The sequence below is a fragment of the Streptomyces mangrovi genome (assembly GCF_900114215.1).
GTDB lineage: Bacteria > Actinomycetota > Actinomycetes > Streptomycetales > Streptomycetaceae > Streptomyces > Streptomyces barkulensis.
In genome coordinates, this window is record NZ_FOSG01000003.1 from 257,687 (window position 1) to 272,940 (window position 15,254).

Below are 15,254 nucleotides of genomic sequence, written 5' to 3' on the forward strand. Positions count from 1 at the left end.
CTCGTGGTGCCTACTTGAGGAAGTCGGGCACGTCGAGTTCCTCGGCCGAACCGTCCTGGTAGGGACGGGCCGGGGGAACCTGCGGGGCGGTGGACGGGCCGGTCTCACCGGACAGCGGCGAGGAGGAACCCGAGCCGTAGGCGGACGGGGAGTCCGCCAGCGGGACGGCCGGGGAGGGCTCCTCCTCGCGCGGGGTGACCGAGCCGAGCCCGCCGAAGGACGGGCGGTCGGGCTCGGAGGGCGCCGGACGCGGAGCGGCCGGCGCCTCCTCCTTGCCTCCGGCGTACGAACCGAGCACCTTGTCGCGGTTCTTGGCCGGCGGCTGCCCGCCGTCGAAGCCCGCCGCGATGACGGTGACCCGGACCTCGTCGCCGAGGGCGTCGTCGATGACCGCGCCGAAGATGATGTTCGCCTCGGGGTGCGCGGCCTCGCTCACCAGCTGGGCGGCTTCGTTGATCTCGAACAGACCGAGGTCGGAGCCGCCGGAGATGGAGAGCAGCACGCCGCGGGCGCCGTCGATGGACGCCTCCAGCAGCGGCGAGGAGATCGCCATCTCGGCCGCGGCCACCGCGCGGTCGTCGCCGCGCGCCGAGCCGATGCCCATGAGTGCCGAGCCGGCCTCGGACATCACGGACTTGACGTCCGCGAAGTCCAGGTTGATCAGGCCGGGGGTGGTGATGAGGTCGGTGATGCCCTGGACACCCGACAGCAGCACCTGGTCCGCAGACTTGAACGCGTCGAGCACGCTCACCTGGCGGTCCGAGATGGACAGCAGCCGGTCGTTGGGGATGACGATGAGGGTGTCGACCTCGTCGCGCAGGGCCGCGATGCCGTCCTCGGCCTGGTTGGCCCGGCGGCGGCCCTCGAAGGTGAACGGGCGGGTGACGACGCCGATGGTGAGGGCGCCCAGAGAACGTGCGATGTTCGCGACGACGGGCGCGCCGCCGGTGCCGGTGCCGCCGCCCTCTCCGGCGGTGACGAAGACCATGTCGGCCCCCTTGAGGACCTCCTCGATCTCCTCCCGGTGATCCTCGGCTGCCTTGCGGCCGACATCGGGGTTGGCGCCGGCGCCAAGGCCGCGGGTGAGCTCGCGGCCGACGTCGAGTTTGACGTCGGCGTCGCTCATCAGCAGGGCCTGTGCGTCGGTGTTGATCGCGATGAACTCGACGCCCTTGAGACCGACCTCGATCATCCGGTTGATGGCGTTGACGCCACCGCCGCCGATACCGACGACCTTGATGACTGCGAGGTAGTTCTGCGGTGCTGCCACGTCGAAGGCCTCTCGCCTCGAGTTACGTGTCGCCGCTCCACGATGGTTGCGGTGCGCCGACCTATGCCGAGTGGGACGGTTCGGACGCCGACCCGAACCCTAACGTTCAAGTTTAGGGTTACCAATGTCTGTCGTTCCTCGGATTCTTTGGAACGGACACTAGGTCGACAAGTGGTTCGCGTTCAATGAACACGCCGAACCTCCCGTTTTTCTTCTCACCCTATGTGATCAGGCAACGCGGTAGCCAACCAGGGTGCTGGCCTGCACGTACGTGCGTCAACTCCCTGACGCCGCAGGTGCGCCGGGAACGCTCACGTCGAATCTCTCCGCATCGTCGGCGGCTTTCATCAGCAGGGTGAGCGATCCGGCCTTCGCGTCGCTGTCCTCACCGCTCCCCCACACCACCGTGCGCCCGCCGCTCATCTCCAGGGTGATGGAGTCGTAGGAGCGGACCCGGATGGTCCGGGTGTCGCGGCGTACCCGCTCGGGGAGGGCCGCGGCGACCCCGACCGCCTCCTGGCGCATCCTGGCGGGCCCGAAGCGGTGCCCGCTGGGGGATCCGGCGAGGTCCAGCGCGAGGAGGGGGACGCCCGCGGGCCGTTCGGCGACCGTGCCGAACAGCACCCCCTCGTCGTCCACCTCGGCATAGCGCCGCCCCCTCGTGCCGTCCTCGTCCCCCCCGCCTTCCCCGTTCCGGGCGTCTTGCACCATCACGACCACGGCTTTTCTCTCCCTGACCGTCAACTCCACACCGTGCGGCCAGGAACGGGCCGCCTCCACGGAGTCGATCCGCGGCAGCGCCTCCAGCAGCCGCCGCTCCACCTCGCCGGGATCGACCGAGACCAGGGGGTCTCCGAGGGGGATGTCGGCGGCGTCGAGGATCTGCCGCTCCGTCAGCACGCTCCGGCCGGCGACCGTGACGCCCTCCACCCGTAGCCACGCGGAGCCGTAGAGCAGCCACAGGGCGAGGCCGCCGATCAGCAGCGCCGGGCCGAGTGCGAGGGCGAGCAGCAGGCGGCGGCGCCCGCGGCCCTCCGGAAGGCGGGGCGCGCGGAAACGCCGGGGCCACCGGCCCGCCGGCGGGGCCGTCGGCGGGCCCGAGCCCGCCGACGGCCCGCGCCGGTCACGCTGGTCGCGGCCGCCTCGCCCGGCGGCCGTCGTCCGTCCGGCCACGCTCCCTGCTCTCCCGCGTCCCGCCTGCGGCCTCAGCCCCGGCGGTGTGCCGCGATCGCCTCGTACACCATGCCGACCAGCAGTTCGTCGGCGTCCCGGCGCCCGAACTCGGCGGCGGCCCGCGACATGTCGTACAGCCGGTGCGGGTCGGTGAGCACCGGCAGGACGTTGGACTGGATCCACTCCGGCGACAGCTCGGCATCGTCGACGAGGAGCCCGCCGCCCGCCTTGACCACCGGCTGGGCGTTCAGCCGCTGTTCACCGTTGCCGATCGGCAGCGGGACGTAGGCGGCCGGCAGTCCGACGGCCGACAGTTCGGCGACCGTCATCGCGCCCGCGCGGCAGAGCATCATGTCGGCCGCGGCGTACGCCAGGTCCATCCGGTCCAGATACGGCACCGGGACGTAGGGCGGCATCCCGGGCATGTTGTCCACCTGCGGCAGCTCGTTCTTCGGGCCGACCGCGTGCAGGATCTGGACGCCGGAGCGCTGGAGGTTCGGGGCGATGGCCTGGACGACCTCGTTGAGCCGCCGGGCGCCCTGGGACCCGCCGGTGACCAGCAGGGTGGGCAGGCCGGGGTCGAGGCCGAAGGCGGCCCGCCCCTCGGCGCGCATCGCCGCCCGGTCCAGGGTGGCGATCGAGCGGCGCAGCGGGATGCCGACGTAGCGGGCGTTGCGCAGCTTGCTGTCCGGGGTGGAGACGGCGACATAGCCGGTGTAGCGGGAGCCGATCTTGTTGGCCAGGCCCGGGCGGGCGTTGGCCTCGTGGATGACGATCGGCACTCCGAGCCGCTTGGCCGCGAGGTAGCCGGGCAGCGCCACGTAGCCGCCGAAGCCGACCACGCAGTCGGCCTTGGTCCGCTCCAGGACCTGCTCCGCGGCCTTGATGGTGCCGCGCAACCTCCCCGGCACGGTGATCAGCTCGGGAGTGGGTTTGCGCGGCAGGGGCACGGCCGGGATCAGCTCCAGCTCGTAGCCCCTCTCCGGGACGAGCCGGGTCTCGAGTCCGCGCTCCGTGCCGAGTGCCGTGATCCCCACGGTCGGGTCCTGCCTGCGCAGGGCGTCCGCGAGGGCGAGCGCGGGCTCGATGTGGCCGGCGGTCCCCCCACCGGCGAGTACGACATGCACCGAATTTCACCGCTCTCCGGACGGGCGCCGTACGGCGCTCCGTCCCGTCGTCTTCCGTCTCACCCCAGCCAGCTTCTTTCTCACAGCAGGCTGCCGCATGGCCAGTGCCGCCTTCGCGGCGGGTTCCGATCTCGCGGCGGAGATCAGCAGCCCGACGGCGAACATCGTCGGCAGCAGGGCGGAACCTCCGTAGGAGAACAGCGGGAGCGGGACACCGGCGATCGGCAGCAGGCCGAGCACCGCACCGATGTTGACCACGGCCTGGGCCGTGATCCAGGTGGTCACACCTCCCGCGGCGTACCTGACGAAGGGGTCCTCCGTGCGTCCGGCCACGCGGATACCCGCATAGCCTAGAGCGGCGAAAAGGGCGAGCACCGGCAGCGTCCCCGCCAGGCCGAGTTCCTCCCCGGTCACGGCGAAGATGAAGTCGGTGTGCGGTTCGGGCAGTTGTCCCCATTTCTCCATGCTGTCGCCCAGTCCCGTACCGAACCATCCGCCCGACGCCAGGGCGTAGATGCCGTGGACGGCCTGCCAGCACTGGTCGTTCGGGCCGGGATCGGTGGCGCCCAGGCAGGCGAACCGGGCCATCCGGTTGCCGCTGGTCGCGATCAGCAGCGCTCCCAGCGCCCCGGCGACGGCGAGCACCCCGGCGAACAGCCGCAGCGGCGCGCCGGCCAGCCAGAGCAGTCCGACGAGGATCGCGGCGAGGATGAGCGAGGTACCCATGTCCCGGCCCAGCATGATCAGGCCGAGCAGCAGGAAGGCCACGGGGACGAGCGGCACCAGCATGTGCTTCCACTGGTTCAGCAGCCGTCTGTCGCCCTTGCGCGCCAGCAGGTCCGCCCCCCACAGCACCAGGGCGAGCTTGGCGAACTCGCTGGGCTGGAACTGGAAGGGACCGCCGAGCTGGATCCAGTTCTGGTTGCCCTTGACCTCATGCCCGATCCCCGGCACCTGGACCAGGCAGAGCAGGAAGACGGAGACGGCCAGCAGCGGGTACGCCAGCCCGCGCTGGAGGGCCACCGGCATCCGGGCGGCCGCCAGCAGCAGAACGCCGCCCAGGACGGCGGCCAGCAGCTGTTTGCGGAAGTAGTAGGCGGAGGGCAGCCCGGAGCCCAGCGCCTCGATCTGCGAGGCGGAGAAGACCATCACCAGGCCGAGGCCGAGGATCATCAGGCTGCCGCCGAGGATCAGGTAGTAGGCGGTCAGCGGCCGGTTCCAGGCGTGCTTCGCCCGCAGGTACAGCCCGCGGGCGCCGTCCGCGGCACGGCGCGGGCCGCGTCCCGGGCTTCCCGGGCGCCCCGGGGCGCCCCGGGGCGCGGATCGTCCGGTGCCGGGCGTCCGGGGCGCGGGGGCCGGGCGGGGGGCGCGCGGGCTGCCCGGGCGCGCCGCGCGGGGGCCGGGGCGGGAGCGCTGGGTCTCGCGCAGCACGGCGCCGTGCCCCGGGCGCCCCGGCGGCGTCACGGCCGTACCCGCCGCCGCCGGGGCGGGCCGGGCGGGTACGGCCGAGGCGGCCGGTACGACCGCGGCGATGGCCGCCAGGACACGGCCCACCGGGCCGGCGGCGGTCGCCGCCGCGGGTGGTACGGGTCGCTCGGCCGTCATCCGTCCCCTCCTGTCTCCCCGGCCGCCGGTCCGCGGCGCGGGGACCGGCGGGTTATCGCTCCCGCGCCGCGGGGCGGTCCGCGGCCAGGTCGCGGACCGCGGCGGCGAAGGCCTCCCCGCGCGCGTGGTAGTTGGTGAACATGTCCATCGAGGCGCAGGCCGGAGCCAGCAGGACGGTGTCCCCCGGGCGGGCCAGCCGGGCGGCCTCGCCGACCGCCGCCGCCATCGCCCCAGTGTCGGTCCGGCCGAGATCGACGACCGGGACATCCGGGGCGTGTCGCGCCAGCGCTTCACGGATCAGGTGGCGGTCCGCGCCGATCAGCACCGCCGCGCGCAGCCGCTTCGCGGACCCGGCGACCAGTTCGTCGAAGACGGCTCCCTTGGCCAGCCCCCCGGCGATCCACACCACCGGGTCGTAGGCGTTCAGCGACGCCTCGGCGGCATGGGTGTTGGTGGCCTTGGAGTCGTCGACGTAGGCCACCTCCTCCACGTCGGCGACATGCTCGATGCGGTGCGGGTCGGGCCGGAAGGCGCGCAGGCCGTCGCGTACCGCTCCCGGCTCCACGCCGTAGGCGCGGGCCAGGGCCGCGGCGGCCAGGGCGTTGGCGATGTTGTGCGGGGCGGGCGGGTCGACGTCCGCGACCTCGGCCAGCTCCTGGGCCTGCCTGCGCCTGTCGGGGACGAAGGCCCGGTCCACCAGTACGCCGTCCACGACGCCGAGTTGGGACGGAGCGGGGGCGCCGAGGGTGAAGCCGATCGCCCGGCAGCCCTCCACCACGTCGGCGCGGCGCACCAGTTCCTCGGTGCGGGGGTCGGCGGTGTTGTAGACGCAGGCGACCTCGTTGCCCTCGTAGATACGGCCCTTGTCGGCGGCGTACGCCTCCATCGAGCCGTGCCAGTCGAGGTGGTCGGGCGCCAGGTTGAGCACCGCGGCCGAGTGGGGGCGCACCGAGGTGGACCAGTGGAGCTGGTAGCTGGACAGCTCCACCGCGAGCACGTCGTACGGTTCGCCGCCCAGGACCGCGTCCAGCAGCGAGACGCCGATGTTGCCGACCGCCGCGGTGCGCAGCCCGGCGGCCTCCAGGATGGAGGCGAGCATCCGCACCGTGGTGGTCTTGCCGTTGGTGCCGGTGACGGCCAGCCAGGGCGCGGCGCCGGGGCCGCGCAGCCGCCAGGCCAGCTCCACGTCGCCCCACACCGGCACCCCGGCGGCCGCGGCCGCCGCGAACAGCGGCTTGTCCGGCCGCCAGCCGGGTGTGGTGACGACCAGTTCGGTGCCCTCGGGCAGGGTGGCCCCGTCGCCGAGGCGCACCGCGGCCCCCAGCTCCTCCAGTTCGGCGGCCTGCCGCCGGGCGCGCTCGTCCTCGCCGTCGTTGACGACCGTCACCTCCGCGCCCAGGGACCGCAGTACGCGCGCGGCGGGGATCCCGGAGACGCCGAGGCCGGCGACGGTGACGTGCTTCCCGGCGAACTCCTCGCCGACGTGGCCGCGCGTCATTTCCCGGCCGCCCAGCCGGCGTAGAACAGGCCGATTCCGACGATCACGCACATGCCCTGGATGATCCAGAAGCGGACCACGACCAGCACCTCGCTCCAGCCCTTGAGCTCGAAGTGGTGCTGGAGCGGCGCCATTCTGAAGACCCGCTTGCCCGTCAGCCGGAACGAGCCGACCTGGATGACGACGGACATGGTGATGAGGACGAACAGGCCGCCGAGCAGGGCGAGCAGCAGCTCGGTGCGGGAGACGATGGCCAGACCGGCCAGCGCGCCGCCCAGCGCCAGCGAGCCGGTGTCGCCCATGAAGATCTTGGCGGGCGAGGTGTTCCACCACAGGAAGCCGAAGCAGGCGCCCATCAGCGCGGAGGCGACGACGGCCAGGTCGAGCGGGTCACGCACCTCGAAGCAGCTCGGGCTGCCGGTGATGGCGCAGGAGTCCTGGTACTGCCAGACCCCGATGAAGGTGTAGGCGCCGAAGACCATCACCGAGGCGCCGGTGGCCAGACCGTCCAGGCCGTCGGTGAGGTTCACGCCGTTGGACATCGCCAGGATCATGAACAGCGCCCAGACGACGAAGAGCACCGGCCCGATCGACCAGCCGAAGTCCTCGGTGAAGGAGAGCTTGGTGGACGCCGGGGTCTGGCCGCGGGCGTCGGCGAAGTTCAGCGACAGCACCGCGAAGGCGATGCCGACGATGAGCTGGCCGAGCATCTTGGCCTTGGCGCGCAGGCCCAGGCTGCGCTGCTTGACGATCTTGATGTAGTCGTCGAGGAAGCCGACCAGGCCCATGCCCGCCATCAGGAACAGCACCAGCACGCCGGAGAACGACGGCGACTGGCCGGTGACGACCTTGGTGAGGGCGTAGGCGATCAGGGTCGCCAGGATGAAGGCGATGCCGCCCATGGTGGGGGTGCCGCGCTTGCTGTGGTGGTCCCGCGGGCCGTCGTCGCGGATGTACTGCCCGTAGCCCTTGCGGGCCAGCAGTTTGATCAGCAGCGGAGTGCCGATCAGGGTCAGGAAGAGCCCGATGACCCCGGAGAAGAGGATCTGCCTCATCATCGGCCGGCGACCTCTCCCCTGCCTTCGGCGGACAGACCCCTGCCCTCGACCAGCGCGAGCGCCACCTTCTCCAGGCCGGCCGACCTGGAGGCCTTCACCAGCACGACATCCCCCGGCCGCAGATCGTCGCGCAACAGGTCGATTGCCGCCTGCGCGTCGGACACGTGCACCGACTCCTCACCCCACGAACCCTCGTTCTTGGCGCCCATGTCGATCCAGCGGGCCTCCCGGCCGCCGACCGCCACGAGCTTGCTGACGTTGAGCCGGACGGCCATCCGTCCGACCGCGTCGTGCTCGGCGAGCGACTCCTCGCCGAGCTCGGCCATCTCGCCGAGCACCGCCCACGTGCGACGCCCCTTGCCCATGGCGGCGAGCGCACGGAGCGCGGCCCGCACGGATTCGGGGTTCGCGTTGTAGGCGTCGTTGACGACGGTCACGCCGTCCGAGCGCTCGGTGACCTCCATCCGCCAGCGGGAGAGCGTGCCGGCCTCGGAGAGCGCGGTGGCGATCCCGTCGGCGGGCATGCCCAACTCGTGGGCTACGGCGGCCGCGGCGAGCGCGTTCGACACGTGGTGCTCACCGTACAGGCGCATGGTCACATCGCTGCACCCGGTGGGGGTGTGGAGGGTGAAGGCGGGCTGCCCCTTCGGGGTGAGACGGACATTCTCGGCACGGATGTCGGCCTCCTCGGCCTCGCCGAAGAGGAGGACGCGTGCCTCGGTGCGGGCGCGCATGGCACGCACCAGGGGGTCGTCGGCGTTGAGGACGGCGACGCCGCCCTCGTCCGCCGGGGGGAGGGACTCCACCAGCTCGCCCTTGGCCAGGGCGATCTGCTCCCGGCCGCCGAACTCGCCGATGTGCGCGGACCCGACGTTGAGGACCACGCCGATGCGCGGCGGGGTCAGTCCGGTCAGGTAGCGGATGTGGCCGATGCCTCGGGCGCCCATCTCCAGCACGAGGTGGCGGGTGCCCTCCTCGGCGCTCAGCGCGGTCAGCGGCAGACCGATCTCGTTGTTGAGCGAGCCGGGGGTGAAGACGGTCGGGCCCAGCCGCCGCAGGAGCTGGGCGATCAGGTCCTTGGTGCTGGTCTTGCCGGCGGAGCCGGTGAGGGCGACGACGGCGGTGCCCAGCCGCCGCACCACGTGGCGGGCCAGGGCTCCCAGGGCGGCCTCCACGTCGTCGACGACGATCGCGGGCACACCGACGGGCCGGGCGGCCAGCACGGCCGCCGCACCGTCGGCGACGGCGCGGGCGGCGAAGTCGTGGCCGTCCACCCGGGCCCCGCCGAAGGCGACGAAGAGCGCGCCGGGGCGCACCTCCCGGGAGTCCTTGACCACGGGACCGGTGACGGTCGGCTCCGGGTCCGGTATGTCGTGGACCCGGCCCGAGACGATGCCGGCGATCTCTGTGGGGGTCAGCGGGATCACGGCGCGCTCTCCCCGCTGTCCCCGTCGCCCGCCGCGTTCCGCCGGGCGGCCATGGCCTGCTCGACGGCCTCGCGCAGCACCTCGCGGTCATCGAAGGGGCGGACCACCCCGGCGATGTCCTGGCCCACCTCGTGGCCCTTGCCGGCCACCAGCACCGTGTCCCCGGGCTCGGCCCGGGCTACGGCCGCCGAGATGGCCGCGGCCCGGTCCTCCTCCACCAGCACGGTGCCGCGCTCGTGGATCGGGACCTCCGCCGCGCCCGCGAGCATGGCGGCGAGAATGGCCAGCGGATCCTCCGAGCGCGGGTTGTCGGAGGTCAGGACGGCGGTGTCGGCCAGCCGGGCCAGCGCGGCGCCCATGGCGGGGCGCTTGTGCGGGTCGCGGTCGCCGCCGCAGCCGAGCACCGCGTGCACCCGGCCCTCGGTGACCTTGCGCAGGGCGCGCAGCACGGAGTCGACGGCGTCGGGCTTGTGCGCGTAGTCCACGACCGCCAGGTACGGCTGGCCGGCGTCCACGCGCTCCAGACGGCCCGGTACGCCGGGCACCGCCGCGACGCCCTCGGCCGCGGTCTTCAGGTCGATCCCGGCGGCGACCAGAGCGGTGATGGCCGCGAGCGCGTTGGCGACGTTGAACGGGCCGGGCAGGGGGGCACTGGCGCGGGCCGTCTCGCCGTCCGGTCCGATGACGGTGAAGGTGGAGCCGAGCGGGCCGATCTCCACGTCGCTCGCGCGCCAGTCGGCGTCCGGGTGACCCTCGGCGGAGAAGGTGGTGACGGGGACCTCGCTGACGCCGGCGGCCAGCCGCTGCCCGTACTCGTCGTCGATGTTGACCACTCCGGCGCGGGAGCGGGCCTTGGTGAACAGCTGCGCCTTGGCCCGGAAGTAGTCCTCCATGTCCGGATGGAAGTCCAGGTGCTCGGGGCTGAGGTTGTTGAAGACGGCGATGTCGAAGACGCAGCCGTCCACCCGGCCCAGCACCAGCGCGTGGCTGGAGACCTCCATGGCCACGGAGCGCACCCCGCGCTCGCGCATCACGGCGAACAGCGCCTGGAGCTCGGTGGCCTCCGGGGTGGTGCGCTCGGACTTGATCCGCTCGTCGCCGATGCGGGACTCGACCGTGCCGATCAGCCCGGTCGGCTCTCCCTCCTTCGCCGCCGCACGCAGCCCGCCCTCGATGAGGTAGGCGGTGGTGGTCTTGCCGGAGGTGCCGGTGATGCCGATCTGCAGCAGGTCCCGGCCCGGCTCGCTGTAGATGGCGGCGGCCAGGTCGCCCGTCACCTCGCGCGGCTCGTCCACCGTCAGCACCGGCAGACCGGTGGCGGCGGCCCGCTCGGTGCCCGTGGGGTCGGTGAGCACCGCGACGGCGCCCAGGCGGGCCGCCTGGACGGCGAAGTCCGCGCCGTGGAAGCGGGCGCCCGGACGCGCGATGTAGACGTCGCCGGGGCGTACGGCGCGCGAGTCGTGGGTGATGCCGGTGACGGCCGCGTCGCCCTCGGGGGCCGCGACCCCCAGCCGCCGGGCCAGCTCCGCCAGCGGTACGGGACGGACCCGCTCCGGGCGGGGCGGGGCGGGCAGGGATGGGGTCTGATCAGCGTGTGGCACGGCGGTGAGCGTACCCGCCGTTCCGGGGCCGCCGCGAAGCGAGGGGCCTGGTGTGCCGGGCGCGCCGCCGGTGGCGCCGGGGCTGTTGCGGGGGAGGTCGTCGATGGTTCTCACGGTCGCTTTCCGGTCGGTTCCCGGGTCAGTCCCGGGGGTCGAAGGTGACGGGCAGACGCGGGGGCTCGGCGCCGGTCGGGGGGATCCGCAGGGCCTTGAGCGCGTACTTCATGACCTGCTGGTACACCGGGCCGCACACCTGGCTGCCGAAGTAGCTGCCCTTCTTGGGGTTCTGCACGGCGCAGTAGACGGTGACGCGGGGCGCGTCGGCGGGGGCGAATCCGGCGAAGGAGGAGGTGTAGCCGTTGTAGCGGCCCGTTTCGGGGTCCACCCGGTTGGCCGTGCCGGTCTTGCCCGCCACCCGGTAGCCGGGGATGCGCGCGGTGGTGCCGGTGCCCTCCATGTCCGCCACCACCGACTCCAGCATGGTGGCGAGCGTCGTGGCGGTCCTCTCGCTGACGACACGGCTGCGCTGCGGCTTCGGCGCGGGCTTCCACTCCCCGTCGGGCCCGGTGGTGCCGCGCACCAGGGACGGTTCGACGCGTACGCCCCCGTTCGCGACGGTGGAGTAGACCGAGGCCGCCTGGACGGCGTTGATCGACAGGCCCTGTCCGAAGGGGATGGTGTACTGCTGCGAGGCGTTCCAGTCCCCGGGGTCGGCGAGGATGCCGGGGGTCTCGCCGGGGAAGTCCAGCCCGCTCCTCCGCCCGATGCCGAACTCGCGCAGGTAGGAGTGGAGGATCCGGTTGGCCTCCGCCTGGGTGTCGCCGAGCTGCTCGACGGCCAGGATGGTGCCGATGTTGCTGGACTTGGCGAGCACCCCGTTGAGGGTGAGGTACCAGGTGGGGTGGTCGACGTCGTCGGCGAAGCTGCGGTCCGCGCGCGGCAGCCGGTTGGGCACCACGACATGGGTGCCCGGGGTGGCCGCGCCCTCCTCCAGGACCGCGGCGATGGACATCACCTTGCTGGTGGAGCCGGGCTCGTAGGCGTCCTCCACGGCGCCGTTGCGCAGCGCCGAGGCGCTGGCCGTGGACAGGTCGCCCGGGTCGTAGCCGGGCGCGTCGGCCATGGCGAGGATCTCGCCGCTGCGGACGTCCTGGACGATCACGTAGCCGCTGTCCGCGTCGGACTTCTCGACCTGCTCCTCGATTGCGCTCTGCGCGGCCCACTGGATGTCGCGGTCGAGGGTGAGCTCCACGTCCGACCCGGGGCGCGCGGGCTGCTCGTGCTCGCCGGCGGTGGGCACCTGGCGGCCGCCGGACTGGGCGTAGGTGATCTTGCCGTCCTTCCCGGCCAGCACCTTGTCGAACTTCGCCTCCAGGCCGCCGCGGCCCTCGCCCTCGGAGTTGACGAAGCCGAGCACGGCGGCCGCGAGCTCCCCTCCCGGGTAGACCCGCTTGGCGTGCTCCTCGGAGTACACCCCGGCCAGCACGTGGTGGCCCCCGCCGGCGCGCTGCCGTCCGGCCAGCACGCGCTTGAGGTCGGTGATCTGCCGCCAGACCTGCGGGGACTGCTGCCGGGCCAGGAGGACGTAGCGGGTCCCCTCCCGGGAGAGCCGCTCGGTGAGCGTCTTCTCGTCCACGCCGAGGACGGGGGCGAGCAGCTCGGCCGCCTGGGCCGGCGCGTCGGGGACCTTCGTCTGCTCGGGGGTGAACAGATAGGGGTCGGCGGTGATGTCGTACGCGTCGACCGTGGTGGCCAGGGCGACGCCGTCGCGGTCGGTGACGGTGCCGCGCTCGGCGGCGAGCGGGACGGTGATGTAGCGGTTGACGTCGGCCTTGGCGGCGTAGGTGCTCGCGTCCACGGCCTGCACCTGGAACAGCCGCACGGTGAAGGCCAGCATCACCAGGGCCAGCAGAACGCCGAAAAGCCTCAGCCGGGGCCGGGGGCTGCCCAGCCGTACGGTGCCCGGCCTGGGCCTCGGCCTGGGCGCGCGGGCGGCGGGCCGTGGCTCACGGGCGGAACGGGACGCGGCGGAACGCGGGGCGGCGGAACGCGGGGCGGGCCGCGTACGGCGGGGACGCTGGGGGCGCTCGCTCACGGGGTGTCCTCCCCCTCGGGCCCCCCGGGTGCGGCGGGGGCCGGTTCGGGCGCGCCCCGGACGGTGCCGTCCCGGAGGATGAAGGCCGGGTTCCCGCCGGGCACCATGTCCAGCTCCCGGGCCCGTTCGGCCAGTGCGTCCGGCGCGGAGAATGAGTCCAGCTCCTGCTGGAGCGCCTGTTCCTCGTCGGCCAGCTCCCCGGCCCGTTTCTCCAGCTCCCTCAGTTCGAAGGACCCCTGGTTGACGGACGCGTTGAGCAGCAGCAGGGTCAGCAGCCCGGAGCCGAGCAGCAGGACCACCAGCAGCACGAAGGGAGCGCGGGCCGGCGCGGAGGGGTCGCCCGCGGGGACCAGTCGCGCCAGCCGCGCCAGCCGCTGCTGGGGTGTCGGGTAGGCCGGTCTTCCGGTGGCCCGGGGTGCGGCCTTCGGCGTGTCCTTCAGGGCTCCTCCCGGATGCGCTCGGCGCCGCGCAGCCGGGCGGGGGCGGCGCGGCGGTTCTCTGCGACCTCTTCCTCGGCGGGGAGCTCCGCGCCCCGGGTCAGCAGCCTCAGCCGGGGCTGGTAGCGCTCGGGGACCACCGGCAGCCCCGGCGGCGCGGTGCTGGTGGCGCCCGCGGCGAGCACCTGCTTGACCAGGCGGTCCTCCAGCGAGTGGTAGGACAGGACGGCGATCCGGCCGCCCACCGCCAGCGCGGCGACGGCCGCCGGCAGCGCCCGCTCCAGCACGGCCAGTTCGCCGTTGACCTCGATGCGCAGCGCCTGGAAGGTGCGCTTGGCGGGATTGCCCCCGGTCCGCTTGGCCGCCTGCGGCAGCGCCTCGCGGATCAGCTCGACCAGCCGGGCGCTGCCGGCGAACGGTTCCTTCTCGCGCTCGCGCACGATCGCGGAGACGATCCGCCTGGCCTGCTTCTCCTCGCCGTAGGCGCGCAGGATGCGCACCAGCTCGCCGGGCGGGTAGGTGTTGAGGACCTCCGCGGCGCCGACGCCCCTGCTCTGGTCCATCCGCATGTCCAGCGGCGCGTCCCTGGAGTACGCGAAACCGCGCTCGGCCTCGTCGAGCTGCATGGAGGAGACACCGAGGTCGAACAGGACCCCCTGGACGCGCGGCACGCCGAGCCGCTCCAGCACCTCGGGCAGTTCGTCGTAGACGGCGTGCACCAGGGTGGCCCGGTCGCCGAAGCGGGCCAGGCGCTCGCCGGCCAGCCCCAGCGCGGCCGGGTCCCGGTCCAGGCCGACCAGCCGGACGTCCGGGAACTCCGACAGCATCGCCTCGCTGTGCCCGCCCAGCCCGAGGGTGCAGTCCACGACGGTGGCGCCGGGCTCGCGCAGGGCGGGGGCGAGCAGGTCCAGACAGCGTCCGAGCATGACCGGGACGTGCCGCTCGTTGGTGCTCACTGGACTCTCCTTGAGCGGGCCCGTACGGCCTGGTCCCCGCCCGCTCGTGAAGGGGAAGACCGGCGGCCGGCGCCGGGGAAGGGGCACCGGCCGGCCGGGAGCGGGAGGAGGCCGGGCCGTACGCGGCCGTACGCGCGCCCGCGCACATGGGATTCTGGGGTTCGACAGGGGAGCCCGGCACTTGCCCGGCTCCCGCTTCGCGTCACTTTAGCCCACTCGTCCCCCCGGTCAACCAACTGGTCAGGCGCGTCCCGGCCGCTTCCCCGCGCGGGCGTGCCGCGGATCCCGGCGGCCGGTTCCACCCGCACGGGGGGCCACGCACCACCCGTGTGGCTTACCTCACACACCATGCGCGTTGACCGGCTTTGCCCTGCCCCACTCCGGGCCGGACCCGGGCGGGGCGGTTACGGTCATAGGCATGCCATCGTCTTCCTCCGAAGGGCCGGTCATCGACCGCCTCGTCTCAGCCAACCAGCGTTACGCAGCCGAGTTCACCGACCCGGGAATGGATGCCCGGCCGGTGCTGAAGGTCGCCGTCGTCGCCTGTATGGACGCCCGGCTGGACCTCCACGCCGCCCTCGGCCTCGAACTCGGCGACTGCCACACCATCCGCAACGCCGGCGGCGTGGTCACCGACGACGTCATCCGCTCGCTGACCATCAGCCAGCGCGCCCTGGGTACGCGCGCCGTCGTGCTGATCCACCACACCGGCTGCGGCCTGCTGAATCTGACCGAGGACTTCCGGCACGAGCTGGAGCTGGAGGTCGGCCAGCGCCCGTCGTGGGCCGTCGAGTCCTTCAAGGACGCCGACCAGGACGTGCGGCAGTCGATGGAGCGGGTACGTACTTCACCGTTCCTGCTGCACACCGGCGACGTACGGGGCTTCGTCTTCGACGTCACCACAGGCCTGCTCCGGGAGATCGACCCGGCGAACGGCCCGGAATCGTGACGCACGGGGCTGTGTAAGTGAAGAATGCCTGAGTGACGGCTCTCCCCCGCGGGCACCT

General features: G+C 73.2%; 12 protein-coding genes. 1 reads left to right on the top strand and 11 read right to left on the bottom strand.

Annotated features, from left to right (window positions below):
- Window positions 1-10 precede the first annotated feature (10 nt).
- From ftsZ to rsmH, 11 genes are all read right to left on the bottom strand, one after another.
- Window positions 11-1,270, bottom strand: a complete 1,260-nt coding sequence (gene ftsZ / locus BM237_RS05840) for a cell division protein FtsZ (protein WP_093848416.1) — start codon at window positions 1,268-1,270, stop codon at window positions 11-13.
- 276 nt (window positions 1,271-1,546) lie between these two features.
- Window positions 1,547-2,443 carry a cell division protein FtsQ/DivIB gene (locus BM237_RS05845; RefSeq protein WP_093848417.1) on the bottom strand — a complete coding sequence of 299 codons (897 nt, stop codon included), beginning with the start codon at window positions 2,441-2,443 and terminating at the stop codon, window positions 1,547-1,549.
- A 32-nt stretch (window positions 2,444-2,475) separates the two neighbouring features.
- Complete coding sequence (murG, locus tag BM237_RS05850) at window positions 2,476-3,570, bottom strand: undecaprenyldiphospho-muramoylpentapeptide beta-N-acetylglucosaminyltransferase (protein WP_093848418.1); 1,095 nt, start codon at window positions 3,568-3,570, stop codon at window positions 2,476-2,478.
- A 6-nt stretch (window positions 3,571-3,576) separates the two neighbouring features.
- Window positions 3,577-5,175, bottom strand: a complete 1,599-nt coding sequence (gene ftsW, locus BM237_RS05855; RefSeq protein ID WP_245793428.1) for a putative lipid II flippase FtsW — start codon at window positions 5,173-5,175, stop codon at window positions 3,577-3,579.
- Window positions 5,176-5,227: 52 nt separating this feature from the next.
- Complete coding sequence (gene murD / locus BM237_RS05860) at window positions 5,228-6,673, bottom strand: UDP-N-acetylmuramoyl-L-alanine--D-glutamate ligase (RefSeq protein ID WP_093848419.1); 1,446 nt, start codon at window positions 6,671-6,673, stop codon at window positions 5,228-5,230.
- On the bottom strand, window positions 6,670-7,728 hold the full coding sequence (gene mraY / locus BM237_RS05865) for a phospho-N-acetylmuramoyl-pentapeptide-transferase (protein ID WP_093848420.1): 1,059 nt from the start codon (window positions 7,726-7,728) through the stop codon (window positions 6,670-6,672). Before mraY ends, murD begins: the two co-directional genes overlap by 4 nt.
- Window positions 7,728-9,158, bottom strand: a complete 1,431-nt coding sequence (locus BM237_RS05870) for a UDP-N-acetylmuramoyl-tripeptide--D-alanyl-D-alanine ligase (protein ID WP_093848421.1) — start codon at window positions 9,156-9,158, stop codon at window positions 7,728-7,730. Before BM237_RS05870 ends, mraY begins: the two co-directional genes overlap by 1 nt.
- Window positions 9,155-10,873 (bottom strand): UDP-N-acetylmuramoyl-L-alanyl-D-glutamate--2,6-diaminopimelate ligase, encoded by a 1,719-nt coding sequence (locus BM237_RS05875; protein WP_425443655.1) that lies wholly within the window; start codon window positions 10,871-10,873, stop codon window positions 9,155-9,157. Before BM237_RS05875 ends, BM237_RS05870 begins: the two co-directional genes overlap by 4 nt.
- Before the next feature lie 25 nt (window positions 10,874-10,898).
- Window positions 10,899-12,854, bottom strand: a complete 1,956-nt coding sequence (locus BM237_RS05880) for a peptidoglycan D,D-transpeptidase FtsI family protein (RefSeq protein ID WP_245793430.1) — start codon at window positions 12,852-12,854, stop codon at window positions 10,899-10,901.
- A complete protein-coding gene (ftsL, locus tag BM237_RS05885; RefSeq protein ID WP_425443656.1) occupies window positions 12,851-13,162 on the bottom strand; it encodes a cell division protein FtsL in 312 nt (103 codons plus the stop codon). Before ftsL ends, BM237_RS05880 begins: the two co-directional genes overlap by 4 nt.
- A gap of 128 nt (window positions 13,163-13,290) precedes the next feature.
- Entirely contained in the window at window positions 13,291-14,247 is a 957-nt protein-coding gene (rsmH, locus tag BM237_RS05890) for a 16S rRNA (cytosine(1402)-N(4))-methyltransferase RsmH (protein ID WP_093848423.1), read from the bottom strand.
- A gap of 418 nt (window positions 14,248-14,665) precedes the next feature.
- On the opposite strand from rsmH, the gene BM237_RS05895 reads away from it, so the two are divergent.
- On the top strand, window positions 14,666-15,196 hold the full coding sequence (locus BM237_RS05895; RefSeq protein WP_093848424.1) for a beta-class carbonic anhydrase: 531 nt from the start codon (window positions 14,666-14,668) through the stop codon (window positions 15,194-15,196).
- Window positions 15,197-15,254 lie beyond the last annotated feature (58 nt).